The 25190-nt window shown below is 73.4% G+C and carries 19 protein-coding genes; 7 read left to right on the top strand and 12 right to left on the bottom strand.

The features are described from left to right. Window positions 1-101 precede the first annotated feature (101 nt). Window positions 102-2537: a bifunctional diguanylate cyclase/phosphodiesterase gene (locus tag O7600_RS25525; RefSeq protein WP_281591003.1), complete on the bottom strand. Its 2436-nt coding sequence runs from the start codon at window positions 2535-2537 to the stop codon at window positions 102-104. Between the two features lie 110 nt (window positions 2538-2647). On the opposite strand from O7600_RS25525, the gene ilvD reads away from it, so the two are divergent. After that, window positions 2648-4495: a dihydroxy-acid dehydratase gene (ilvD, locus tag O7600_RS25520; protein ID WP_281591002.1), complete on the top strand. Its 1848-nt coding sequence runs from the start codon at window positions 2648-2650 to the stop codon at window positions 4493-4495. A gap of 76 nt (window positions 4496-4571) precedes the next feature. After that, the gene (locus O7600_RS25515) at window positions 4572-5294 is read left to right on the top strand and encodes a hypothetical protein (protein ID WP_281591001.1); all 723 of its coding nucleotides are present in this window, start codon (window positions 4572-4574) and stop codon (window positions 5292-5294) included. A gap of 95 nt (window positions 5295-5389) precedes the next feature. Here O7600_RS25515 and O7600_RS25510 read toward each other — a convergent pair whose 3' ends face one another. The 3 genes from O7600_RS25510 to O7600_RS25500 all read right to left on the bottom strand — a co-directional run bounded on the left by O7600_RS25510 (window position 5390) and on the right by O7600_RS25500 (window position 8047). Then, window positions 5390-5563 carry a hypothetical protein gene (locus O7600_RS25510; protein WP_281591000.1) on the bottom strand — a complete coding sequence of 58 codons (174 nt, stop codon included), beginning with the start codon at window positions 5561-5563 and terminating at the stop codon, window positions 5390-5392. Between the two features lie 159 nt (window positions 5564-5722). Next, a complete protein-coding gene (locus tag O7600_RS25505; protein ID WP_281590999.1) occupies window positions 5723-7117 on the bottom strand; it encodes a stress response protein in 1395 nt (464 codons plus the stop codon). A 225-nt stretch (window positions 7118-7342) separates the two neighbouring features. Further along, window positions 7343-8047 carry a TetR/AcrR family transcriptional regulator C-terminal domain-containing protein gene (locus O7600_RS25500; protein ID WP_281590998.1) on the bottom strand — a complete coding sequence of 235 codons (705 nt, stop codon included), beginning with the start codon at window positions 8045-8047 and terminating at the stop codon, window positions 7343-7345. Between the two features lie 84 nt (window positions 8048-8131). On the opposite strand from O7600_RS25500, the gene O7600_RS25495 reads away from it, so the two are divergent. Further along, window positions 8132-8806 (top strand): DUF4386 domain-containing protein, encoded by a 675-nt coding sequence (locus O7600_RS25495; RefSeq protein ID WP_281590997.1) that lies wholly within the window; start codon window positions 8132-8134, stop codon window positions 8804-8806. Here O7600_RS25495 and O7600_RS25490 read toward each other — a convergent pair. The 6 genes from O7600_RS25490 to O7600_RS25465 all read right to left on the bottom strand — a co-directional run bounded on the left by O7600_RS25490 (window position 8803) and on the right by O7600_RS25465 (window position 16613). Then, window positions 8803-10494 (bottom strand): SulP family inorganic anion transporter, encoded by a 1692-nt coding sequence (locus O7600_RS25490; protein ID WP_281590996.1) that lies wholly within the window; start codon window positions 10492-10494, stop codon window positions 8803-8805. The two genes, O7600_RS25495 and O7600_RS25490, sit on opposite strands and share 4 nt — an antisense overlap. After that, window positions 10491-10829 (bottom strand): metalloregulator ArsR/SmtB family transcription factor, encoded by a 339-nt coding sequence (locus O7600_RS25485; RefSeq protein WP_281590995.1) that lies wholly within the window; start codon window positions 10827-10829, stop codon window positions 10491-10493. Before O7600_RS25485 ends, O7600_RS25490 begins: the two co-directional genes overlap by 4 nt. Before the next feature lie 77 nt (window positions 10830-10906). Next, window positions 10907-13354, bottom strand: a complete 2448-nt coding sequence (locus O7600_RS25480) for a glycoside hydrolase family 2 protein (protein ID WP_281590994.1) — start codon at window positions 13352-13354, stop codon at window positions 10907-10909. Next, window positions 13351-14193 carry a carbohydrate ABC transporter permease gene (locus O7600_RS25475; RefSeq protein WP_281594266.1) on the bottom strand — a complete coding sequence of 281 codons (843 nt, stop codon included), beginning with the start codon at window positions 14191-14193 and terminating at the stop codon, window positions 13351-13353. Before O7600_RS25475 ends, O7600_RS25480 begins: the two co-directional genes overlap by 4 nt. Before the next feature lie 41 nt (window positions 14194-14234). Then, window positions 14235-15248, bottom strand: a complete 1014-nt coding sequence (locus tag O7600_RS25470; RefSeq protein WP_281590993.1) for a sugar ABC transporter permease — start codon at window positions 15246-15248, stop codon at window positions 14235-14237. Between the two features lie 81 nt (window positions 15249-15329). Further along, window positions 15330-16613 (bottom strand): extracellular solute-binding protein, encoded by a 1284-nt coding sequence (locus tag O7600_RS25465; protein ID WP_281590992.1) that lies wholly within the window; start codon window positions 16611-16613, stop codon window positions 15330-15332. A 383-nt stretch (window positions 16614-16996) separates the two neighbouring features. On the opposite strand from O7600_RS25465, the gene O7600_RS25460 reads away from it, so the two are divergent. Beyond that, entirely contained in the window at window positions 16997-18016 is a 1020-nt protein-coding gene (locus O7600_RS25460; protein ID WP_281590991.1) for a LacI family DNA-binding transcriptional regulator, read from the top strand. Window positions 18017-18044: 28 nt separating this feature from the next. Here O7600_RS25460 and O7600_RS25455 read toward each other — a convergent pair whose 3' ends face one another. Then, on the bottom strand, window positions 18045-20423 hold the full coding sequence (locus tag O7600_RS25455; RefSeq protein WP_281590990.1) for a bifunctional diguanylate cyclase/phosphodiesterase: 2379 nt from the start codon (window positions 20421-20423) through the stop codon (window positions 18045-18047). Between the two features lie 232 nt (window positions 20424-20655). Here O7600_RS25455 and O7600_RS25450 point away from each other — a divergent pair, with 232 nt between their 5' ends. Beyond that, entirely contained in the window at window positions 20656-21042 is a 387-nt protein-coding gene (locus tag O7600_RS25450; RefSeq protein WP_281590989.1) for a PH domain-containing protein, read from the top strand. Here the strand turns inward: O7600_RS25450 and O7600_RS25445 are convergent. After that, entirely contained in the window at window positions 21036-21962 is a 927-nt protein-coding gene (locus tag O7600_RS25445) for a 2-hydroxyacid dehydrogenase (protein ID WP_281590988.1), read from the bottom strand. The two genes, O7600_RS25450 and O7600_RS25445, sit on opposite strands and share 7 nt — an antisense overlap. 142 nt (window positions 21963-22104) lie before the next feature. Here O7600_RS25445 and O7600_RS25440 point away from each other — a divergent pair, with 142 nt between their 5' ends. After that, a complete protein-coding gene (locus O7600_RS25440; RefSeq protein ID WP_281594265.1) occupies window positions 22105-23910 on the top strand; it encodes a SpoIIE family protein phosphatase in 1806 nt (601 codons plus the stop codon). Window positions 23911-23987: 77 nt separating this feature from the next. Next, a complete protein-coding gene (locus tag O7600_RS25435) occupies window positions 23988-25163 on the top strand; it encodes a PQQ-dependent sugar dehydrogenase (RefSeq protein WP_281590987.1) in 1176 nt (391 codons plus the stop codon). The last annotated feature ends 27 nt before the right edge of the window (window positions 25164-25190 follow it).

The raw sequence follows: 25190 nt of genomic DNA, 5'->3' as shown, positions 1-25190 counted from the left end.
CAACAAAAAAGCCCACGTGCAGGATGCACGGGGCCAGCGCACTCTCAGGGGGAGAGTGCGCTCAGGTAAGTACTCGCAGCGACCGGTTCGACGACATGCGGTCAAGCCTGACGCATCTCACGCGATGAGTCAACTGATCCCACATTCTGGTTCACGGACGTGGGCGTGTCGCCCGCCGGTGCCCCTTCCGCGCCGCTCGCCACCTGCGGTGATCCCTCCATCGGGGGACGCGGGGCGGGCGGGTTGTTGCGCAGCCGGGGCAGCAACGGCGACGGGGTCCGCACCGGCGGGGGCGGCGGCCCGGGCGGGACCGAGGTGGGCCGGTTGCCGGGCGCGGTGGCCGCCTCCAGCATCGCCTCCAGGTGCTCGGCGGGCACGCCCCAGCCGAAGAGCGCGCCCTGGCCGAACCGGCAGCCGGCGGCCACCACGGCGGCCAGCTCCGTCGGGTTGGTGACGCCCTCGGCGATCACCTCCAGCCCGAGCTGGTGGCCGAGGCGCATGACGATGTCGACCATCGGGGCGAACGCCGGCCCGTCCCGGCCGATCGGCCGCACCGGCTCGTGCTCGGCGACCAGACTGTGATCGATCTTGAGGATGTCGATCGGCAGCCGGCGGAGTTGCCCGAGCGAGGAGTAGCCCGCGCCGAAGTCGTCCAGCGCGATCCGTACGCCGGTCAGCCGCAGCGCGGTCAGCCGCCGGATCAACTCGTCCAGGTCGGTGGCGACGGCGTGCTCGGTCACCTCCAGCACCAGTCGCTGCGGCGGCACGTGGTGCGCGCGCAGCGCGTCGGCGACCTGGACGACATATTCCGGGGCGTTCAGCTCGCGCGGCGAGACGTTCACCGACACCCAGACGTCGTGCCCGTCGGCCAGCCACCGGGAGAGCTGGTAGCAGGCCTGGTGCAGCACCCAGGCGCCGAGCTTGGCGATCATCCCGCACTCCTCGGCGAGCGGGATGAACTCGTCCGGCCGCACGTTGCCCAGCTCCGGGTGGTGCCAGCGCAGCAGCGCCTCGGCGCCGACCGGGCGCACCGAGGGCAACGAGGCCACCGGCTGGAAGACCAGCCGCAGCTCGTCGCGCTCGATCGCGCCGCGCAACTCGTGCTCCAGCCGGGTGCGCCGGCTCAGCAACTGGTCGTACGTGGCGTCGTAGCGCTCGATCCGGTTCTTGCCGCGCTGCTTGGCGTAGCGCAGCGCCAGATCGGCGTTGCGCAGCAGCAGCTCGACGTCGTGGTCGCCGCGACTGCCGGCCACGCCGATGCTGACCGACAGGAAGACCGGCCCGTCCGCCTCCTCGTACGGCCGGCCGAGCACCCCGAGCAGGCGGTCCGCCACCGGCCCGGGCTCGGCCGACCCGTGCATCAGCACCGCGAACTCGTCCCCGCCGAGCCGGGCGGCCAGATCACCCGGGCGCAGGTTGCCGCGCAGTCGCCGGCCCACCTCGGCCAGCACCGCGTCGCCGACGTCGTGCCCCCGCATGTCGTTGACGTTCTTGAAGCCGTCCAGGTCGAGCCCGAGCAGCACGCAGGGCGTGCCCGCCTCGGCGCAGCGGTGCAGGGCGCGCAGCAGCCCGCGCCGGTTGGCCAGGCCGGTGAGCGGGTCGGTGTGCGCCAGCTCGCGGAAGTGCGCCTCCCGCTCGGCCAGCCGGACGGCGTAGCCGCGGACGTCGTTGAGGGCCAGGTACTGCCGGGCCACCAGCGCGAACCCCTCGACGCTGCCGGCCATGATCCCGTAACCGTCGAACCGGCCGCCCTGCAACAGGTGGTACATCGCGGAGGCGGCGATGGCGAACATCGGCACGAAGGCGTACTCGCCGTCGCGGCGGATCAGATCGACGTCGAGCTGCGTCAGGTCGGCCCGGCGCCCGGCGACGGCGGTGGCCAGCAGGCCGGCGGCGGTCGTGGCGGCGCCGGCCAGCAGCATGCCGGACCCGCCCTGACAGAGCCCGGCGGAGACGCCGAGCCCGCCGACCGTCACCGCGATCGCCCCGGCCCCGAGCAGGGTGAGCCAACCACGCGGCGGGGCGACGCGCAGCACCAGGATCAGCGTCAGCCCGGCGGTGAGCGCCGCGCTGACCGTGGCCAGCAGGATGGGCAGGCAGGCGGCCGGGATGGTGCCACCGAGCAGCCGGGTCGGCTCGCTGACCGCCACCCAGCCGACGAACCAGAGCGCGGCGGCCATGATCAGACCGTCGAGCAGCAGCCGGGCGGTGGCGGCCCGCGTCGCGGCCGCGCCGGGCAGCCGGAGCAGGGCCGCGCCGAGGCCGAGCGCGGCGACCGTGGTGCCCACCGCGACCAGCGTCGCCCACCCGGTGCGCTGGCCCTGCCGGTGCGCCCAGTGGTCCCCGGCGACCAGCAGACCACCGAGGCCGAGGAGCAGGCTGAGCAGTGCGGCGCCGGCGGCGACGGCCAGCAGCAGGTGGGCCTGCCGCCGGGGGCCGGTGCGCCGGCGGGCGGACACGGCGAGCAGCGCGGCGGCGGCGGTCGCGACGGAGCCGCTCAGCACCGCGACGGTGACCATCCCCGGGGACGACTGCACGCGTCAACTCTGCCGGATCCGCGCCCTCCGTGGGGCACCGGGTGTGCAACTGTTGGGACACAGGGTGCACGGCGGGGGGTCGCCGCGCGGGCGGTGTCAGACTGGTAGTCATGCCTGAGCTGCGGTCGAGGACATCCACCCACGGTCGGACGATGGCCGGCGCCCGGGCCCTCTGGCGGGCCACCGGGATGACCGACGACGACTTCGGCAAGCCGATCGTCGCCATCGCGAACAGTTTCACCCAGTTCGTACCCGGTCACGTCCACCTCAAGGACCTCGGCGGCCTGGTCGCCGACGCGGTGGCCGAGGCCGGCGGCGTCGGCCGGGAGTTCAACACCATCGCGGTGGACGACGGCATCGCCATGGGCCACGGCGGCATGCTCTACTCGCTGCCCAGCCGGGAGCTGATCGCCGACGCGGTCGAATACATGGTCAACGCGCACTGCGCGGACGCCCTGGTCTGCATCTCCAACTGCGACAAGATCACCCCCGGCATGCTGCTGGCCGCGCTGCGGCTGAACATCCCGACCGTCTTCGTCTCCGGCGGCCCGATGGAGGCCGGCAAGACGGTGGCGATCGAGGGCGTCGTGCACTCCAAGATCGACCTGATCGACGCGATGATCGCCTCCTCCAACGAGGCCGTCACCGACGACCAGCTCGGCGAGATCGAGCGCTCCGCGTGCCCGACCTGCGGCTCCTGCTCCGGCATGTTCACCGCCAACTCGATGAACTGCCTGACCGAGGCGATCGGTCTGGCGCTGCCCGGCAACGGGTCGACGCTGGCCACCCACGCCGCGCGCCGGTCGCTCTTCGTCGAGGCCGGCCGCACCGCCGTGGAGATCGCCAAGCGCTGGTACGAGGAGGACGACGCCTCGGTGCTGCCCCGCGCGATCGCCGGCCGGGCCGCGTTCGAGAACGCGGTCGCGCTCGACGTGGCCATGGGCGGCTCCACCAACACGATCCTGCACCTGCTCGCCGCCGCCCGCGAGGCGGAGCTGGACTTCGACGTGGCCGACATCGACGCCATCTCCCGGCGGGTGCCGTGCCTGGCCAAGGTCGCCCCGAACTCGCCGGACTACCACATGGAGGACGTGCACCGGGCCGGTGGCATCCCCGCCATCCTCGGCGAGCTGGACCGCGCCGGCCTGCTGCACCGCGACGTGCGCGCGGTGCACTCCCCCAGCCTCGACTGGTGGCTCGCCGACTGGGACGTGCGCGGCGGGTCGGCCACGCCGGAGGCGGTCGAACTGTTCCACGCCGCGCCCGGCGGGGTGCGCACCACCGAGCCGTTCTCCACCACCAACCGCTGGTCGTCGCTGGACACCGACGCGGCCGGCGGCTGCATCCGGGACCGGGCGCACGCCTACAGCGCCGACGGCGGGCTGGCCATCCTGCACGGCAACCTGGCGCCGGACGGCTGCGTGGTGAAGACCGCCGGGGTGCCCGAGGAGTGCCTGACGTTCCGCGGCCCGGCCAAGGTCTACGAGTCGCAGGACGACGCGGTGACCGCCATCCTGGCCAAGGAGGTCGTCGCCGGGGACGTGGTGGTGATCCGGTACGAGGGCCCGAAGGGCGGCCCCGGCATGCAGGAGATGCTCTACCCGACCTCGTTCCTCAAGGGCCGGGGCCTGGGCCGCGCCTGCGCGCTGCTCACCGACGGCCGCTTCTCCGGCGGCACGTCCGGGCTGTCCATCGGGCACGTCTCCCCGGAGGCGGCCTCCGGCGGCCTGATCGCGCTGGTCCGCGACGGCGACGAGGTCGTCATCGACATCCCCGGCCGGTCCATCGAGCTGAACGTGCCGGCCGACGAGCTGACCGCGCGGCGGGTGGCGGAGGAGAAGCGGGACCGCCCGTACACCCCGACCGACCGGCAGCGCCCGGTGTCGGCGGCGCTGCGCGCGTACGCGTCGATGGCGACCTCGGCCAGCGACGGCGCGTACCGCCGCGTCCCCGAGTAAGGAGGGGCCCCCTGTTAACGCCTGCGGTAGAGGAGGGGGCCCCGCTTAACACCCGCCGCCGGTAGGGTCCGGCGGCGTGGAGACGACGGTGAGTTACGCGCGACTGGTCCGACCGGCGATCGACCGGGTCTATGTCGGCGCCCGCTGGGCGGCCCGCCCCCGGATGGAGGCGTTCTACGCCGAGCGCGGCTGCGAACTCGGCGCCGAGAACAGCTTCTTCTCCGGCGTGCTGGCCCGGCCGATGCCCGCCGAGGCGCTCGCCGACGGCCTCGCCTACGGCGACGGGGACATGAGCCGGGAGCTGGAGCAGGGCATCTTCGTCCGGGACGACGAGGGCGCCTGGCACCTCACCGACCTGGGGCGGGAGCTGGTGCTGTTCGCGCAGCGGGCCACCGGCGAGGCCGCCGAGGAGCGGTGGGGCATGCTGCCGGGAGTGCTGCCCGGCCTGAGCATCGTGCCCCGGCTCGCCGAGCTGGTCGGCCGGGTGCTGGCGCACGCGCAGGCCACCGGCGGGCCGGCATTCGGGGCCATGTCACCACCGTACGAGCCGGCGGGCGTCTCCCCCGCGCTGCTGCTGGTGACCCGGCTGGGCTCGCTGCGCCACCACCGCGCGGACGCGCACCGGGCCGCGTGGCGGGCCGCCGGGCTGACCGCCGGCGCGATCCGCGCGCTGCCGGACGGGCCGGAACGCGCCGCGATCGAGGTCGACACCGACCGCCGCGACGAACCGGCGTACGCGGTGCTCACCGAGGCCGAGCGGTGGGAGCTGCTGGCCGGCCTCGCCGCACTCCCCAACTAGCGCTCTCGGGCCTCACAACCGGTTGGGTGGAACGTCATGGGTGTCAAACGGGGCCGTAGACACCCATGACCTCCCACCCAAGGCGCGGCGGCGCGTCAGGACCGGGTGGGGTCCTCCTCGGCCGGGGCGGTGCCGTCTATCGGCAGGCCGAACTCCGCCGGTGAGTTCTCGTCGGTTCCGTCCAGGTCCGCGTGCGGCTCGTCCGGGGTGACGTCGTCGGGGTCGGCGCCTCCGGCGTGCAGTTCGGACAGCTCAACCGGATCAGTCATGCCGTGCTGGTACCCGCCCGGCGCCGCCCGAACCCGCCCGGCCGCGGCCCTTCGGGCGACCGCGCCTGTCCGTCAGGGTCGGACCGTCTTCCAGGTCGTCGACCAGGCCCGGCCGGGTAGGGTCCAGCCGACCGACCTCACATGGGCGGAACGGTGAGGTCACTCGCCGGAGTGGTCCGGGGAACCGGAGCCGCCGGGCGTTTCCTGGGTGTCGAACTCGGGACTGTCCTGGGAGGAGATGGCGGTGGAGACGAGGCTGGAGGCGACCGGCTGTACGGCAATCACCTCCTCCGACGTACGCAACCGGGGCGGCGCGGGCATCCACGGCTTGAGGTTCTGGATGATCTGCTCGTAGAAGTCGTCGATGGCGTGCAGCACGGAGTCGATGAAGGCGCCCCGACCGCTGCCACGCTTGGTTCCCGCGGCCGTGCTCTGGGCGATGCGGAATGCCCGCAGTTCCCGCGAGGGGTCGATGATGAGCGTCGTCGGCTCGGCGCGGATCTGGCGGAGGAGATCGGTGGCGCCGCCACCTCGGGCGTGCATCGCGAATGCCTCGATCCGGACCGTGTCCGGCGCGTCCTTCAGTTGACGGACCAACCAGTTCACCCGGGTTGTCGGCCGGCCAGACCGTGGGGCGTCGACATCGACGTGGCAGACGATCTGCCCTGCCCGCAGATCGGCGGTGACGTGAAGGTGGCCGACCGCACCCGGAATCCGGACGCTGCCGGTCAGGGTGCCGGCACTGGCGAGTTGGTTGGCGAGCGACTGGGTGCGTGCGGCCGGATCAGCGAGGTCGCGGCGGCTCAGCGCGGGAGTCACGTCGGTGCCGAGCCGTCGACCGAGTCGGAGGCACGCGTAACGGATCAGGGCGTCGAAGCGTCCGGCGACCTGCGCTGCCGCACCGTCGCCCGCCCGCAGTGTCCCGGCAGACACCCCATCCCGAGCCTGCACCCACGCCGGCCCCATGTCGCTGAACTCGAGAGCGCCCGAGCGCGGGTGTTCGAGGTATCGGATCAGCTCGCCCAGAACCCATGCCTGATCCGGGTCGGCGACGCCGCGATATTCCTTCTGAATCACCGCCTGGGTGAGGATCTCCGTCCAGGGCAGGTGGTACAGGGCGACCTTGCGGAGTTTCCGCCGGTCGACGGTCGTCGGGTGCTGCCCCGGGACGGGGGCGATCTCGTTGGAGATCGTGATGAGGGCGTCGAATCCCTGCTCCCGTGCGATGTCCAGGTAGGCCTCCAACTGCTCGGACCGCAGCGGGTTACTGCCGGTCTTCACCTCCACGAGTGCGGTCCACTGGCGTTGTCCCCGGGTGACGCGAATGAGACCGTCCGGAAAGAGCTGCTGGTTTCCGAGTTTGAAGGGCACCTCGATGAAGGTCTGCACCACTCCGGCCGGCGCGCCGACGGACTGGGTCAGGACACGTCCGAACTCCCGGACCGCGCTCATCACCGCCAGCAGGGCGGAGGTCGCCCGGCGTTCCTGCTCCTCCGCGCCGTTGATCCCGGAAGTGGGGATCAGGCGGGCCGCGAGCCAGGTTTCCTCAGACATAAAGTGACTCCTCGTGAATGCGGTGGTACGAGAAGTTACTCGCGGGCCCGGCCGGAAAGCGGCGCGACAACTGACGCGTACGAACGGAAAGAGTTGACCAGTCGGATGTCGAGCGATCCGTCCCGGTCGAAACCGAATGCCGGACGGATAGCCCGTGTCATCAATTCGGCTCTGGTCGGCTTATCAGTCCGATACCTGACTGCGAATGGCGTTCCACCGACGGACTCAGGCGTGCGGCCGGTGTCGTTCCAGGCCGTCGAAGAGCAGGTCGAGGGTGAACTCGAACTCGGTCTGACTGTCGCACCACCCGAGGGTGGGATCCGCCGCGTCGTGCGTCTCGGCGGCCACCATCGCGGCCAGATGGGGCAACCGTTCGGCCAGCGCCACCAACTCGGCCTCCGCCGCGTCCGCGTCGGCCTCCCCGCTCGCGTCGGGCCGGAACACCTCCTGCGCGAAGCCGAGCGCCAGGCTGCCGAAGGCGTGCAGCGCCCGGTGGGCGATCCGGTACGAGAAGCCGCCGTCGACGAGGGTGGCGAGGATCCCGTCGTAGTAGGCGTACACCCCGGCGGGGACTGTCGGGCGGGAGCTGAGCAGCGCCGGGGCCCACGGGTGCCGCAGCATGACGGCACGTGCGGCGAGGAAGCGCAGCCGCAGCCGGGTACGCCAGTCGCCGCCGGGCGCGTCCGCCTCGGCAAGCTCGGCGGCTGAGGTGATCTCCGCGGCGACGGCGTCCACGAGGCCGTCGAGCAGTCCGGCCTTGCCGGGCAGGTGGTGGTAGAGGGACATGGCCTCGACACCGAGTTCGGCGGCGAGCCGGCGCATCGTCAGCGCGGCCATCCCCTCGGCGTCGACCAGGGCGATCGCGCTGGTCAGGGCTCGCTCGCGGCTCAGCGGCTCCCGAGGCTTCCTCGCTCCGATCGGGCTACCCATCGCCCTTGACCTTACAACGTATGGTCGGCCTTACGACGTAAGGCCACTCAGTCACGGCACGTCGACCATCCCCGAGGAGCCGCCATGCACCAGCTGATCCGCACCGCCCGCGCGACCGGGCTGTTCTACCTCGGCCTGGCCGCCACCGGCGCGCTGGGGTTCCTCACCGTCCGGCCCATGATCTTCGACGCCGACGACGCGGGCACGACGCTGGCCAACCTGGTGGCCCACGAGTCGCTGGCACGCGCCGGCATCGTGCTCGAACTGCTGGTCGTCCTCACCCAGACGCTCACCGCCGTCTGGTTCTACCGGCTTTTCCGCACTGTCGACGGTACCGCCGCGGGCAGCATCGCCGCGTTCGGGCTCGTCAACGCCGTCGCGATCCTCGGCAGCGCCGCCGTCCTCGCGACGGCTCTCCAGGCCGCGACCGGCGGGCCGGGCGACGCCGGCACCGTCCAGTTGCTCTACCTGGTCAGCGGGAACCTGTGGGAGGTGGGCGGGCTCTTCTTCGGTCTCTGGCTGGTGCCGATGGGCTGGTGCGTGCTCCGGTCAGGCTGGCTGCCCCGGCCGCTGGGCTGGGTCCTCGTCGCCGGCGGCGTCGGCTACGTGCTCATGACGTTCGTCGCGTACCTCGCCCCGGGCGCCGACATCGCCGGTGCCCTGCTGGTTGTTCCCGCCACGGTGGGAGAGTTCTGGATCCTCGGCTACCTGATCGTCTTCGGGGTGCGCCGGCGGGCGCTCGACGGGACGGACGCCTAGGCCGGGCTCGCGGCGAGGGCGACGCCCCGGGCGTACCGGATGGCGGCCGGGGTGTCCGGGAACACCAGGCCCTCGCGGCGCAGCTCGTCGGCGACACCGAGTGCGCTGAGCACCTGGTCGTGGCCCGGGGTGATGCCGGAGAGCAGCACCGTGATCCCCCGGGCGCGCAGCCGGGCGACGGCGTCGCCGAGCACCTGGGCGCCGGTCGCGTCGATGGTGGAGACGCGGGACATCCGCAGGATCACCACCCGCACGTCGGCCACCTCGGCCAGTTCCAGCAGGAACGTGTGCGCGGCGGCGAAGAAGAGCGGCCCGTCCAGCCGGTACGCGACGATGTGCTCGGCGAGCAGCGCATGCTCCTCGGCGCTGTGCTCGCCGGTGTCCAGCGGTACCTGTTCCAGCCTGGCGCTGCGGGCCACCGCACGCAGCGCGAGGACGACCGCCACGGCGAGCCCGACGACCACAGCGGTCACCAGGTCCCAGATCACCGTGACGGCGAACGTCAGCACCAGCACCACCGCGTCGGCCCGGGTGGCCCGCATCAGCGCCAGCAGGGAGGCCGCCTCCACCATCCGGACCGTGGTGGCGAGCAGCACCCCGGCCAGCGCGGCCAGCGGGATGCGGCCGACCAGCGGAGCGGCGGCGAGCACGATCGCGGCGAGGGCGACCGCGTGGGTGAGCGCGGCGAGCTTCGAGGACGCACCGGCGCGCACGTTCACCGCCGTACGGGCGATGGCGGCGGTCGCCGGGATGCCGCCGAAGACCGGGGAGGCGAGGTTGGCCAGGCCCTGGCCGAACAATTCCCGGTCCGGGTCGTGCCGCTCGCCGACGGTCATGCCGTCCGCCACCGTGGCGGAGAGCAGGCTCTCCAGGGCGGCGAGCGCGGCCACCGCCAGGGCACTCGGCAGCAGGATGCCCAGCGCCCCGAGGTCCACGAAGTCCAGTGACGGCGTGGGCAGTCCGTGCGGCAGCTCGCCGATCCGGGCCAGGTCGATCGGGGCCAGCCCGGCGAGGACCGTCGCGGCGGCCACCCCGACCAGGGAGAACGGCACGGCGGGCCGCCACCGGCCGCCGAGCAGCATCAGCGCCGCCACGCCGAGCGCCACGGCGATCGCGGCGGGCCGGGGCTGCGCGGCGAACCGGGCGACCGCGTCGGCGGCCACCGCCCACACCTTCTCTCCGTGCGCGCCGGTGACGCCGAGCGCGGCCGGCACCTGTTGCAGCGCGATCACCACGGCGATGCCGGCGGTGAAGCCCTCGATCACCGGGGCCGGCAGGTAGCGCACGTACCGGCCGAGGCGGGCCAGCGCGAGCGCGATCAGGATCAGCCCGGCCAGCGCGCCGACCATCAGCACGCCACCGGCGCCGAACTGCTGCACCACCGGCACCAGCACGACAGTCATCGCCCCGGTGGGGCCGGAAACCTGGAGGTTGGAGCCGCCGAAGACCGCCGCGACCGCTCCGGCGACGACGGCGGTGACCAGACCGGCCTGCGCGCCGAGCCCGGAGGTGACGCCGAAGGCCAGCGCCAGCGGCAGCGCCACCACGGCGACGGTGAGCCCGGCGAGCAGGTCACGCCGGGGCGAGCGGCGCACGGCCGCCCAATCGGTCCGGCCGGGCAGCAGCCCGCCGAACAGCCGACCCGCCTGCCGTACGAGGTCACCGGCACGAAGGGCCGTCCCGCTCACCGGCCCGTCCCCGAGGCCCGGAGTTCGTCCAGCAGGGCGTCCCGGTCGGTGAGGACCGCGCCGAGGATGCGCCGCCCGGCGGCGAGCAGGTCGGCCACGTCGGGGGTGCTGAGCGCGTACATCACCAGCGGACCGTCCCGGTACGAGGTGACCATGCCGGCGCGGCGCAGCACGGCGAGCTGCTGGGAGAGGTTGGACGCCTCCACGTCGATGGCGGCCAGCAGGTCGCGGACCGGCTTCGGCCCGTCCTGGAGCAGCTCGAGCACCCGGATACGCACCGGGTGCCCGAGCGTACGGAACAGCTCCGCCTTGGCCTGGTACAGCGGCACCGACACGGCTCACCCCTCCGACGACTTTGAAGACTTTAGCACTTGCATAAATCTTCAAATCGACGGCGACGGGGGTGACCGCCTCAGAGCAGGTCGTTGACGCAGCGCAGCACCGGGCGCGCGGCAAGCGCGTCGGCGTCCAGCGGCGCGTCCGCCCGCACCGTGAAGACCGCCGACTCCCCGGGCAGCAGCGTCACCAGCGCCTGGTCGGCCTGCGCGGACGGGTCCAGCCGGTCGGGGAACAGCGTCAGGTCGCGCAGCACCGTCCGCGCGGTGACCCGGACCCGCCGTCCGCCGTCCGCCGGCTCGACCGTCGCGTCCCAGTCCGCCGCCGGCCACTCGACGTCGCGGTCCTCGGCGAAGAACCACAGCGCCCGCTCCGCGGTGTCACCGGCCTCCGCGACCAGCAGCTCGCGGCGCGCCTCGTCCGGCCGCGCCAGCTCCGCCGGCAGCGGCAGCACCACCGAGGAGTACGCCGGGACGTCGACGTCGACCGAGGTCTTCGCCCTCGGCTCCCCGGCCAGGGTGAGCCGGGTGACCGTGGCCGGTGCGGTCCACGCCTGCCCGGTCTCGTTCACCGCCACCAGCGCCAGCCCACCGTCGCGCGGCTGCACGGTGAGCAGCCGGTCGGCGTAGGCGCGGCGCAGCGCGTACCACAGGGGTTTGCGGCGGCCGTCGCCGTCGACGGCGGCCCAGGACGTGACCGGCCAGCAGTCGTTGAGCTGCCACACGATGGTGCCGGTGCAGACCGGCCGGTGCGAGCGGAAGTGCTCGACGCCGAGTTGGATGGCGCGGGCCTGGTTGAGCTGGGTGTAGTAGTGCCAGTCGTCGAAGTCGGCGGGCGGCGGCAGGTGGGCGTCGAGCCCGCGCTGGAGCTTCCGGTCCCCGTCGGCCGCCTTCTGGTGGTGGGCCATGCCCGGTGAGTCGTGCGCCAGCGGCTCGTCGGAGATGGACCGGCGCAGCGTCGCGTACGCGGGCGGGGCCTGGTAGCCGAACTCGGCGACGAAGCGCGGCACGTACTCGCGGTACTTGGTGTAGTCGTCGTCGTTCCAGACGTCCCAGATGTGCATCGTGCCGTGCGCGGGGTCGTTGGGGTGGATGTCGTCGCTGCCGGACCAGGGGCTGCCCGGCCAGTACGGGACGGTCGGGTCCAGCTCGCCGACGATCGTGGGCAGCAGCTCCAGGTAGTAGCCGCGCCCCCAGGTGCGCCCGGCGAGCGGCTCCTGCCAGTCCCAGTCGTGCCAGCCCCAGATGTTCTCGTTGTTGCCGGTCCAGAGCACCAGCGACGGGTGGCCGGCGAGCCGGGTCACCTGTTCCCGCGCCTCCGCCTCGACCTCGGTGCGGAACGGCTCCTCCTCCGGGTACGCCGCGCAGGCGAACAGGAAGTCCTGCTGCACCAGCAGGCCGGCCTCGTCGGCCAGCTCGTAGAAGTCGTCCGACTCGTAGCGGCCGCCGCCCCAGATCCGCAGCAGGTTGACGTTGGCCCCGAGGGCCTGGTCGAACCGCTGCGCCAGCCGGGCCCGGGTGACCCGGTTGGGAAACGCGTCGTCGGGGATCCAGTTGACCCCCTTGACGAAGATCGGCACGTCGTTGACGTGCAGCGTGAACGGGGTGCCGTGCGCGTCGGGCGTGGTGTCCAGGCGCACCGAGCGGAAGCCGATCCGGCGGGACACGGCGTCCAGGTCCCGGCCGTCGGCCGCCCGCAGGGTCACGTCGAGGTCGTGCAGCGGCTGGTCGCCGTACCCGACCGGCCACCACAGCGCGGGGTCGTCGACGGTGAGGGTGAGCACGGCGGCCCGCTCCCCCGCCGGCACCGCCACCTCGGCGGCGACACCGGCGACGCCGGCGTGCACGGTCAGCGGCTCGTCGCGGGCCCGTTCCACCTCGACGTGCAGCTCCACCCGGCCGACGCCGCCGTCGACGGTGACCAGCGGCCGGACGGTCGCCAGCCGGGCGGTAGACCAGGCGTGCAGGCCGATCTGCTGCCAGATGCCCGCGGTGACCACCGTCGGTCCCCAGTCCCAGCCGAAGTTGCAGGCAGTCTTGCGGATGAAGTGGAACGGCTCCGGGTACGCGTTCGGCCGGTCGCCGAGCCGGTCCCGGTGGGCCTCGGCGTAGCGGTACGGCGAGTCGAAGCGTACGGCGAGGGTGTTGTCGCCGGGCCGCAGCAGCGACCGGACGTCGAACCGGTAGGAGCGGTGCTGGTTCTCGGTGCGCCCGACCTCGACACCGTTGAGCGTGACCGTCGCGACCGTGTCCAGGCCGGTGCAGACCAGGTCGGCCCGGTCGTCGCCGCCGGGCGCGTGGTGGAACGTGGTCTGGTAGACCCAGTCGGTGCGTCCGATCCAGGTGAGCCGGTTCTCGTTGTCGTCGAGGTACGGGTCGGGGATGAGGCCGGCGGCGAGCAGGTCGGTGTGCACGCACCCGGGCACGGTCGCCGGCACCGCGACCCCGGCGATCTCCGACGGCACCTGCGGGCCGGGCAGGGCTCGCAACGTCCAGCCCTCGTGCAGCAGCGTGGGACGGCTCACGACTTCACCGCGCCTTCCATGATTCCGCGGACGATCTGGCGTCCACCGATGAACAGCATGAGCAGCAGGGGGATGGTGGCGATGAACGCGCCGGCCAGCACCCGCCGGTAGATCACGTAATTGCCGCTGGCCAGGTCGGAGACCGCGACCATCGAGGTGGGGAAGTCGGTGCCGCTGAGCGTGATCAGCGGCCACTGGAAGTCGTTCCAGGTGGCCACGAACGTGAGCAGGCCGAGCACCGCCAGGGCCGGGCGGATCGCGGGCAGCACGATCATGGCGTACACCCGCATGGTCGTGGCGCCGTCGACCCGGGCCGACTCGACCAGCTCGTCCGGGACGGTGTTGACGATGAACTGCCGCATGTAGAACACGCCGAACGCGGTGACCAGGCCGGGCGCGATGACCGCGAGCAGGGTCCCGTTCCAGCCGAGCTTGCCCATCACGATGTAGAGCGCCACGATGCCGAGCTGGTTCGGCACAGTGAGCGTCAGCACCACGAAGAGCATCAGCGCGTTGCTGCCCTTGAACCGCAGCTTGGCGAAGGCGAACCCAGCCAGCGAACAGAAGAACAGCACCGAGGCGGTCACCACGGTCGAGACGATGACGCTGTTGACCAGCGACGCGGCGAAGTAGACGTCCTGGAGGGAGAAGACCTCGTCGACGTTGGTCAGGAACCGGTCACCCGGAACGATCGCCGGGGGGAGCTTGGCCAGCGCCTCGTCGTTGCTGGTGGCGATGACGAACATCCAGTAGAGCGGGAACGCGGCGAACAGCATGCTGACCGCGAGGAGCAGGTAGGTCCAGAGCCCGGCCGGGGTGTCCTGCGGCGCCCGGGCCATGGCGCGCCGCTTGCGGCGGACCGGCGGGGAGGCGACGGCACTCATTTGCGCCCTCCGGAGAGTCGGTTCGTCAGCAGGTAGTTGACCCCGGCGACGACCAGGATGATCAGGAACAGGGCCCAGGACATGGCCGCGGCGTAGCCGAGGTTGAGGTCCTTCCAGCCGACCTTGTAGATGAGCTGGGCGATGGTCTGCCACTCACCGTTCGGCCCGCCGGTGGCGGCCTGGGCGTTCGGGTCGAACAGCATCGGCTCGGTGAAGAGCTGGAGGCCGCCGATGGTGGAGAGGATCACGGTGAACAGGACCACCGGCTGGATCATCGGCACGGTGATCCGCCAGAGCTGCTTCCACTGGCCGGCGCCGTCGATCGCGGCGGCCTCGTAGACGTCGCGCGGGATGGACTGCATGGCGGCCAGGTAGAGCAGCGCGTTGTAGCCGATCCACTTCCAGTTGACCATGGTGGCGATGGCGATCCAGGCGTGCAGCTTGTCGGCCCGCCAGTCGATCGGGTCGTCGGCGCCACCGATGCCCAGCAGGCCGAGGACCCAGTTCGCCATGCCGAAGTCGCGGGAGAAGAAGACGCTGAACACCATGGTCGAGGCGACGATCGGGGTCACGTACGGCAGCAGCACGCCCACCCGCCACCAGGTCTGCGCCCGCAGCTGCCGGTTGAGCAGCGAGGCGACCAGCAGGGCGAGCAGCAGCTGCGGCACGGTGGAGAGCAGGAAGATGCCGAAGGTGTTGTAGAGGGCGTTCCAGAAGTCCTCGTCGGCGACGAGCCGGCTGAAGTTCTCGAAGCCCGCCCAGTAGGGCAGCGTCGGGTCGTCGAGCCGGTAGTTGCGCAGCGAGACCACCGCGTTGAACAGCAGCGGGAACAGCCCGAACACGATGAAGAGCAGGAAGAACGGCGCGATCATCAGGTACGGCATGTAGCGCATGTCGAAGCGGTACAGCCGGTTGCGCCAGGTCAGCCGCCGCTCGTCGGCCCCGGGGCGGCCGCGCTCCGGCGCGGGTCGGCGGCTCGGCGGCGCGGGCGCGGCACGGGTGCTGGACATCGGATCACTCCAGAGCCGAGGAGGGTGGACGGGTACGGCGGTGCCGGAGCGGTCGGGTTCCGCTCCGGCACCGGTGGTGCGTCAGGACTTGGCGGCCTTGTCGGCCTCCTTGACCGCCTCGTTCCAGGCGGCGTCCGGCTTCAACGACTTGTTCTCCACCCGGCGGATGACGTTCTCCACCGCGACCCGGGTCGGGCCGTTCTTCTTGCCCAGGTACTGCGGGGTGAGGCCCTGCGCCATCTTCGGGAAGATCTGGCCGACCGGGGCGTTGTTGAAGAACGGGTTCTTGAAGTCGGCGATCGCCGGGTCGGCGTAGAGCGCCGGCTGCGACGGCAGGTTGCCGACCTTCTTGAAGATCTCGATCTGCTGCTCCGGCGCGACCAGCCACTCCAGCAGCTTGTACGCCTCGTCGACGTTCTTGCCCTGCTTGGGGATGGTCAGGAACGAGCCGCCCCAGTTGCCGCCGCCGCCGGGCACCGCGGCGATGTCCCACTTGCCCTGGGTGCCGGGCGCGGTGTCCTTGATGTGGCCGAGCATCCAGGCCGGGCAGGCGAGCACCGCGAACGCGCCGCTGGTGAAGCCCTTGTCCCAGTCGGCCTGGAAGCTGACCAGGTTGGCCGAGAGCCCGGAGTCGACGGCCTTGACCGTGTAGTCGAAGGCGACCTTCGGGCCCTGCTCCATCTGGAGCTGCTCCTGGTCGTTGTAGAAGCCGACCTGCTGCTGGCCGAGGATCGGGTTGAACAGGTTGGTGCCGGCGTCGATGAACTTCTTCTTGGTCTTGCCGGTGTACTGCTGGCCGACCTCCAGGAACTTGTCCCAGGTGGGCCAGAGCGCGGAGACCTGGTCGCGGTCGGTGGGCAGGCCGGCGGCCTTGAACAGGTCGGTGCGGTAGCACATGGCCAGGCCGCCGACGTCGGTGCCGAGGCCGATCTGCGTCTTGCCATCGGACGAGAGCGACTGCTTCCACTTCCAGGGCAGGTACTTGCTCTCGTAGGAGCCGGCGCCCTTGTCCAGCAGGTTGACGAACTTGTCGGACTGGCTGCGGAACTGGACCATGAAGCCCTCGTCGATCGCCGCGATGTCCGGCGCGCCGTTGCCGGCGACGAGCTTCTTCTGCAGGTCCTCGTGCTGGGCGTTGTACTCGCCCGAGTTGAGCTGGATCTTGACGTTCGGGTGCTCGGCCTCGTACTTGGTCTTGAGGTCCTGCAGGCCGAAGTCGCCCCAGAAATTGATCTTCAACGTGACCTGACCGTCGGCCGCGTCCGAGCCGCCGGTGGTGCTCCTGCCGCTGCAGGCGGCGACCATGACCAGGCTGACGGCACCGACGGCGGCCGTGCGCGCCCAGTGCGTCCAGGACCGTTTCATGTCATCCTCCGCGCCGAATGGGAACGCTCCCGAGATCGAGAGACGTTGACTGAACCGGATAAGTGAGGCCACCGTACGGTTCACCTCCGGTACTGTCAACGGCCGGTTAACAGCGAGGCCGTCCCGTAACCTTCGGCGGCGGATGGGAGCGCGACCATGCGTGGTGGAGCGCTTTCCGGAGCAGTTTTGTGAGCGCAGGGGGTGGCGGACAGGGGTGGGGGTGGCCGTACGCTGAACCGCACAAGTGACGAACTGTGCGGTTCAGTCGTGAAGGTCCGCCGCGCCGACCGGCCGGCGGGCCCGGTGCAGTAGCGTCACTTGCCGCCGGCCACCCCGGCGGTCGACAGCGCCCGCGAGGGCCGGACACAGTGGAGGACGCTGCGGTGAAGCGGCCGACCATCGCCGACGTCGCCCGACGTGCCGGGGTCTCCAAGGGCGCGGTGTCGTACGCGCTCAACGGGCAGCCCGGCGTCTCCGAGGCGACCCGCCAGCGCATCCTGGCGATCGCGGCCGAGATCGGGTTCAGTCCGAGCAGCGCCGCCCGGGCGCTCTCCGGCGCCACCGCCAAGGCGGTCGGGCTGGCGCTGTGCCGGCCCGCCCGGATACTCGGCATCGAGCCGTTCTTCATGGAGCTGATCAGCGGCGTCGAGGCCGAACTGTCGGCCCGCTCGTACGCGCTGACCCTGCAGGTGGTGACCGACCAGGAGGCGGAGATCGCGGTCTACCGCCGCTGGTGGGCCGAGCGTCGGGTGGACGGCGTCTTCGTCTGCGACCTGCGCACCGACGACCGCCGGGTGCCGGCGCTGGAGGAGCTGCAACTGCCCGCCGTGGTGATCGGCGGCCCGGGGCACACCGGAAGCCTGGCCAGCGTCTGGTCGGACGACGCGGCGGCCCTGGTCGAGACCGTGGAGTACCTGGTCGCGCTCGGCCACCGGCGGATCGCCCGGGTCGGCGGCCTCCCCTCGCTGCTGCACACCGAGATCCGCACCGACGCGTTCACCGACGTGTGCCGGCGGCTCGGGCTGGACGAGGCGAGCACGGTCTGGTCGGACTACACCGGCGAGGAGGGGGCGCGGGCCACCCGGCGTCTGCTCAGCTCCGCCAGCCGTCCGACGGCGGTGATCTACGACAACGACGTGATGGCGATCGCCGGGCTCTCGGTGGCCCAGGAGATGGGGCTCGCCGTCCCCGGCGACCTGTCCATCGTCGCCTGGGACGACTCCCCGCTCTGCCAACTGGTGCACCCGCCGCTGACCGCGCTGGGCCGGGACATCCCGGCGTACGGGTCGCACGCCGCCCGGCAGCTCCTCGCCGTGATCGCCGGGGAGCCGGTGAGCGGACTCCAGGACGAGACCGCCCACCTCACCCCGCGCGGCAGCACCGCACCGCCGCGCGCTCGCTGAACCGGTTCAGCTCTGCGCCCACCGGGCCTCACCGCGACGCCGACGGATACTCCTCGAACCACGCCTCGACCCGCTCCGCGGTCGCCGGCCGGGCCAGCGCGAAACCCTGCCCGTACCGGCATCCGGCCCGGCACGCGCCGGCCACCTGACCGTCCGACTCCAGCCCCTCCACCACCACCTCCACGCCGAGCCGGTCGCCGAGATTGGCCACCACGTCGATCAGCGGGCGCTGCCCGTCCGCGCCGGGAGCCACCAGGTGCGGTCCGACCTTGAGCAGGTCGATCGGCAGCCGGCGGAGCTGGGCCAGCGAGGCGTGCTCGGCGCGGAAGTCGTCCAGCGCGGTGCGCACCCCGAGCGACCGGAGACCGGCCAGCCGAGCCACCACCGTGGACAGCTCCGCGCCCACCGCCGGCTCCGCCACCTCCACCACCAGCCGTTCCGGCGGCACGTCGTACGCGGCCAGCGCGGTCGCGACGCGGGCCACGAAGTCCGGCGCGGCCAGCTCACGCGGGGTCACGTTCACCGCCATCCACAGCTCCCGGCCCCCCTCCGACCAGGCGGCCAGCTGCCGGCAGGCCCGGTCCACCACCCACCGTCCGACCTCGCCGAGCAGGTCGAGGTCGGCCGCCACCGGCAGCAGCTCCGCCGGCAGCACGGTGCCCAACGCCGGGCTGCGCCAGCGCAGCAGCGCCTCGATGCCCACCGGCATCCGGTCGGCCAGCGCCACCACCGGCTGGTAGACTAGGTCCAGTTCGCCCCGGGCCACCGCGCCGGGCAGCTCCCGCTCCAGGTCGAGCCGGCGGACCAGCTGCTCCTCCAGGTAGGCGTCGTACCACTCGACCCGGTCCCGACCCAGCTGTACCGCCCGCCGCCGGGCCAGGCCGGCCTGACGGAACACGTCCTCCGGCTCGCCGCCGGTGGTCTCGGCCAACCCCACGCTCACCGCCAGTCGGACCACACCCCCGGCCCGGGGATACGGCTCCACGAGCGCCGCCAGCAGCCGGGTGCCCAGCGCGTACGCGAGCACCGGACCGAGATCGGTGAGGACGGCGTACTCGGTGTCGCCGACGCGGGCGACCAGGTCGTGCGGGCCGCAGCCGGCCCGGAGCCGCCGACGCACCTCGGCCAGCACCGCCGCGTCCGGCGCCGTCGCGTGCTCGCCGTGCAGGTCCACCACGAGCAGCGCGCCGCCACTGCGCCGGGGCAGCACCCGGACCAGGTCGGCCCGGGTCAACGGCGCGGAGTCGGCGGGGTCGGCCTCCGCGCCGACGAGCCGCCGCAGCGACGCCTCACTGGCCGCGAGCCGCTCGACCCGACGGCGGTGGTCGGCGGCGGCGAGCAGCTCGCCCACCATGATCGGCGGGATGACCGCCAGCCCGAGCGCCATGGCGGCGGGCGTGAACTCCCCCGCCGTGCCGAGGTGCACGCCGGCGGCCAGGGCCGCGACGCCGGCCGGCGCGGTGAGCCGGGGCCATGCGGCCGGCGCCACGCCGTGGTGCGGTCGCTCCCCCGCCGACGTACGCCGGGCGCCGGCCGCGGTCAGCAGCGCACCGGCGAGCAGCGGCGGGCCGACGGCCGACATCGCCCGGTCCGGGGCGTCGTACGCCAACAGCACCACCAGCAGCGACAGCCCGGCGAGCGTGAGACCGGCGCCGGCGTGGCAGCGCGCGGCGCCGGGCCGGCGACGCCGCTCGGCCATCGCCGCCATCGCGAGCACGGCCAGCGCCACCGCGCCGCCGACGCTGGCGACCCGTGCGGCCACCGGCACCGGACCGACCGGCAGCACCATCCAGCCGGCGAAGACCAGGCTGACGGTGAGGGCGAGCACGTCGACGCCACGGCGCAACCGCTCCCGCCCGGGCAGCCGGGACCGGCCGGGCAGCCGCAGCAACGCGGCGGCGTGCAGCGGCGCGGTGAGACCGAGACCGACCAGCGCCACCGGTAGCCGGTGCGCCGGATCGCTGAGCGGCAGCACCGCCACGGTGAGCCCGGCGACCAGGACGGCGGCGTCGAGGATCGCGGCCACCCGCCGGGACAGCGCCACCCGGCGCGCCTGCCGCCCGGTCGGCTCGGACCGTCCTTGATCGGCGGTCCCGGACCGGCCCGGCCCCGGCGCGGGGCGCCTCGTCCCGGGAGCCGGACGCGGGATCGCGTGGTCCCGTGCCGCCGGTGCGGGTGGGCGCGGAGCCGGGGCGGCGCCCGGGAACGGGGTCGGTGGGACGCCGGCCAGCCAGGCGAGCCGCACGCAGGCGAGGGCGGAGCCCCCGGCGACGGCGAGCGCCACGGCGGCGGGGCCGGGCACGAGCCCGGCGGTGCCCGCCAGGAGGAAGAGCGCGCCGCCGAGCGACGCGGCGAGGTCGGGCAGGGGCGGAAGCCGGCGCGGACCGGCGGGAGGGGTGACGGGCACGGCGGTCGCCTTCGTGAGGGGGCACGGGGCGTTGCGGTTGCGGTGCGACGTGCGGGGTAGGAGCGCGGGCGGGCGGGGCCGCATCGGCGGAGACCGCTGCGGCCACGCCTAAGAACGATCCCGGACGCACCCGGTGACGCGACAGTGACGTCTGTCACAGTGCCGGAGGCTCGATCAGGCGGCCGGTACGCCCGATCGGGAAGGTGGGCCGGCCGGATGGGATCATCGGGGGGTGAGCCGCGCCGAGACCGTCCGTTTCCGCCACAACCAGGCCATCCTGGCCGCCGCGATCGTCGCCTTCATCGGCGCGCTGCCGCTGGCCGGTGCCCGCTGGTGGCTGCTCTGGGTGCTGCTCGTGCCGCTCGCGGTCGGCGTGTGGGCATGGCGCTCCGGCACCGACGCGGACGCCCGGGAGCTGCGGCTGCGCGCGCTCCTCGGGCAGCGGCGGGTGCCCTGGGCCCGGGTGGCGGAGCTGGCCGGTGACCCCCGGGGGCGGGCGGTCGCCCGGCTCGACGACGGGCAGGTGCTGGTGCTACCCGCGGTCCGCGCCACCGACCTGCCCCGGCTGATCACCGCGACCGGGCAGGAGATGCCCGACGACGACGCACCGGGTCAGTAGCCGTCGACCACCCGGTTCGCCAGTTCCTCCCCACCCGCGAAGCGCCGCAACTGCTCCCCCACCAGCCGGTAGGCCCGCGGCAGCAGGCCGCGCACCGAGCCGGCCACGTGCGGGGTGAGCAGCACGTTCGGCAGCTCCCACAGAGGATGGTCGGCGGGCAGCGGCTCCGGGTCGGTGACGTCCAGTGCGGCCCGCAGCCGCCCCGACGACAGCTCGGCGACCAGCGCCGAGGTGCGGGCGACCGGACCGCGCGCGGCGTTCACCAGCAGCGCGCCGTCCGGCATCGCGGCGAGGAAGCGCTCGTCGACCAGGCCCCGCGTCCGGTCGGTCAGCGGGACCAGCAGCACCACCACGTCCGCCTCGGGCAGCAGGCTGGGCAGCTCGGCCACGCCGTGCACGCCGTCGGCCGGGCGGGGCGTGCGGGCGACCAGCGTGAAGCTCACCTCGAACGGGGCGAGCCGGGCGCGCACGGCCGCGCCGATCGAGCCGGCGCCGACGATCAGCACCCGCTTGCCGGCCAGCTCGTCGGTCGGGGCCACCTCGTCGTACGCCCACTCCCGCCGCGCCTGTGCGCGGGCCAGCGGCGCGAACCCGCGCAGGGCGGCCAGGATCGCGGTGACCACCCACTCGGCGGTGGCCGAGTCGTGCACGCCGCGGGCGTCGCAGAGCGTCACACCCGCCGGCACCCGGCCCACCCACGCGTCCGCGCCGGCGGAGAGGAGTTGCACCACCTCGACGTCGGGCAGTTCGGTCAGGAGCGCGCCGGCGTCCGGGCCGGACAGGAAGGGCGGCACCCAGAACCGCACGCCGGCCGGGGCGGACGGAAGCCGGGACGGGTCCTCCAGCACCTCCACGGTGACGCCGGGCGGGAGCTCACCGAGCAGGCGGCGGCCGTCGGGGTGCGGAATCCATGCCTTCACGACCGCCGACCATATCCGTCCGCGCTGGTCGGCGCGGCGGGGGCCGTGACGAACACCCCGCCGGGGGTCGGGCACACGTGCGACAGGGTTTAATCGAGGGCGGGACGCCGGCCGGTGCCCGGGGTAAGGGGAGCGGGTGACGATGAGCGAGGACGGCCCCGGACGGACGGCCGCGCCGATTCCGGCGCTGACCGACCCCGACCGGCTGCGGTCCCTCGACGAGACCCGCCTCGACTCCGTGCCGGACGAGGCGTTCGACCGCTTCGCCCGACTGGTCGGTGACCTGCTCGACGTGCCGGTCGCGCTGGTCTCCCTGGTCGACGCGGAGCGCCAGTTCTTCCCGGGCGCGACCGGGCTGCCCGAGCCCTGGGCGGCCCGCCGGGAGACCCCGCTCAGCCACTCGTTCTGCCAGCACGTCGTCGACATCGAGGTGCCGATGGTGCTGCCCGACGCCCGCCTCTACCCCCGGGTGCGGCTGAACCTCGCCATCGAGGACCTGGGCGTGGTGGCGTACGCGGGCATGCCGCTGACCGACCTGGACGGGCGGGTGCTCGGCTCGCTCTGCGCGATCGACAGCAAGCCCCGGGCCTGGACCAAGGAACAGCTGCGAACCCTCGGCGACCTGGCCGCCGCCTGTTCCTCGGAGCTGCGGCTGCGGATCGCCGTCCGCGGCGCCGAGGAGGCCCGCCGCCGCGCCGAGGAGGCGCACGACCGGCTCGCCATGCTGGCCGGGATGAGCGAGATGCTCGGCGGCACGCTCGACGTGTCCACCACCGTCGACCGGCTCGCGCACGCCATGGTGCCGCTGCTCGGCGACTGGTGCCTGATCACCCTGGTCGACCCGGCCGGCCGGCCGCGCACCGTCTCCGGGGTGCACCGCGACCCGGAGCGCGACGCCGACCTGGCCCGCTTCACCGCGCTGCTGACCACCGGGCTCGGCCCGGACTCGCTGATCCGGTCGGTGCTGCGCAGCGGCCGGCCGGTGATGCGCGGCGTCGCCGGTCTCGACGACGTGGCACGCGGCACTACCCGTCCGGAGCTGGTGGCGCTGGCCGAGCGGCTCGGCATCGGCTCCCACCTGACCGTGCCGATCACCGCGGCCGGCGACCGGGTGATCGGCGCGGTCACGCTCGTCAACCGTCCCGGCCGACGCGGCTTCGACGCGAGCGACCTGCGCACCGCCCAGGACATCGGCGTACGGGCCGGCCAGGCGGTCGGCAACAGCCGGCTCTACGGCGAGCAGCGGCACGTCGCCGAGGTGCTCCAGCACAGCATGCTGCCCACGCTGCCGGCGGTGCCGGGGATCGAGCTGGCCGCCCGCTACCTGCCGGCCGCGGACCGGGTCGAGGTCGGCGGCGACTGGTACGACGCGTTCGTCCAGCCCGACGGCGAGCTGGTCGCCGCGATCGGCGACGTCGCCGGGCACGACATCGAGGCGGCGGCCTCCATGGGCCAGCTGCGCAACCTGGTCCGGGGCAACGCGTACGGGCGGGACGACCCGGTGGAGGAGCTGGTGGCCAACCTCGACCGGGCCATCGGCGGGCTGCGGGTGCCCACGGTCGCCACCGCGGTGCTGGCCAGGGTCCGCCCGCACGGCGACGGGCTGCGGGTCTGCTGGTGCAACGCCGGCCACCCGCCACCACTGCTGATCCGCGCCGACGGCACGGTGTCGGTGGCCGAGGGACGGGGTCCGCTGCTCGGCCTGGCCCGCCCGCCCCGGCGCACCGGACGGGCTCTCACCCTCGCGCCGGGCGACACGCTGCTGCTGCACACCGACGGGCTGATCGAGCGCCGCGACCAACCGATCGACGAGGGGCAGGCGGAGCTGCTGGCCCACCTCGCCGCGGCCGGGTCCGGGGTGCCGCTCAGCCTCCTCTGCGACCGGCTGCTCGCCGCCGCGCACCGTCGCGAGGACGACGTCGCCCTGCTCGCGCTGCGGGTCGGCTGACCGGACACCGTCGCCGCGTGCGGTCGGCCGGGCTCGACCAGCCCGGTTCCCTGGTCCGCCCGGCTAGGCTGGGCCGGGTGAGCCCGCGTCTGACGTACCCCCGCATCCGCCGCCTCCGGACGGCGCTGGCGGCCTCGTGCGCGGCGTTGCTGCTGGGCACCGCCGGCTGCGCCCTCGGCGAGCCCGAGCCGGACCCGGCCGGCGAGCCGCCCAACCTGCCGACACCCTCGGCCACCGCCAGTCCCGGTGGGGCCGGCCAGCAGGTGGTGGCCACGGTGCTGGCCAAAGGGCTGGAGGTGCCGTGGGCCATCGCGTTCCTGCCCGACGGCGCGGCCCTGGTCACCGAACGGGACAGCGGGCGGATCCTCCAGGTCGGGCCGGAGTCCGGGCCGGACGGGCTCACCGTGCGGCCGGTGCAGACCGTGCCGGGCGTGGCGTCCGGCGGTGAGGGCGGCCTGCTCGGCATCGCCGTCTCCCCCGGCTACGCGCGGGACCGCACCGTCTTCGTCTACTACACCGCGCAGGACGACAACCGGATCGCGAAGCTGCGGCTCGGCCAGCCGCCGACCCCGATCCTCACCGGCATCCCCAAGGCCGGCAACCACGACGGCGGCGGGCTGGGCTTCGGCCCGGACGGTTTCCTCTACGCGAGCACCGGTGACGCCGGTCGCACCGAGAACGCGCAGGACCCGAAGAGCCTCGGCGGCAAGATCCTGCGGATCACCCCGGACGGCAAGCCGGCCCCCGGCAACCCGACCGCCGGTTCCCCGGTCTGGTCGACGGGGCACCGCAACGTGCAGGGCTTCGCCTGGACGCCGAACAAGCGGATGTACGCGGTGGAGTTCGGCCAGAACACCTGGGACGAGATCAACCAGATCAATCAGGGCGGCAACTACGGCTGGCCGCAGGTCGAGGGGCGTGGCGACGACAAGCGCTACGTGAACCCGATCGTGCAGTGGCGCACCGCTGACGCGTCCTGCTCCGGGCTGGCCGCGGTCGAGCGGCTGCTGGTCACCGCCTGCCTGCGCGGCCAACGGCTGTGGCTGGTCGAGCTGGCCGGCAACGGCACCGTGCTGGGCCAGCCGCGTGAGCTGCTCACCGGGAAGTACGGCCGGCTGCGGGCCGCCGCCGTGGCGCCGGACGGCTCGATCTGGGTCAGCACCTCCAACCGGGACGGCCGGGGCAGGCCCGCCGCGGAGGACGACCGGATCCTGCGCCTGGTCTTCGCCGACGGCGGGGCCGGGCGGAGCTGACCGGCTTCGGCCGGGTTTACCAAGATC

Origin of the sequence: Micromonospora sp. WMMA1998, assembly GCF_027497375.1 — a bacterium.
GTDB lineage: Bacteria > Actinomycetota > Actinomycetes > Mycobacteriales > Micromonosporaceae > Micromonospora > Micromonospora sediminicola.
This window is presented reverse-complemented; position numbering and strand designations above follow the sequence as displayed.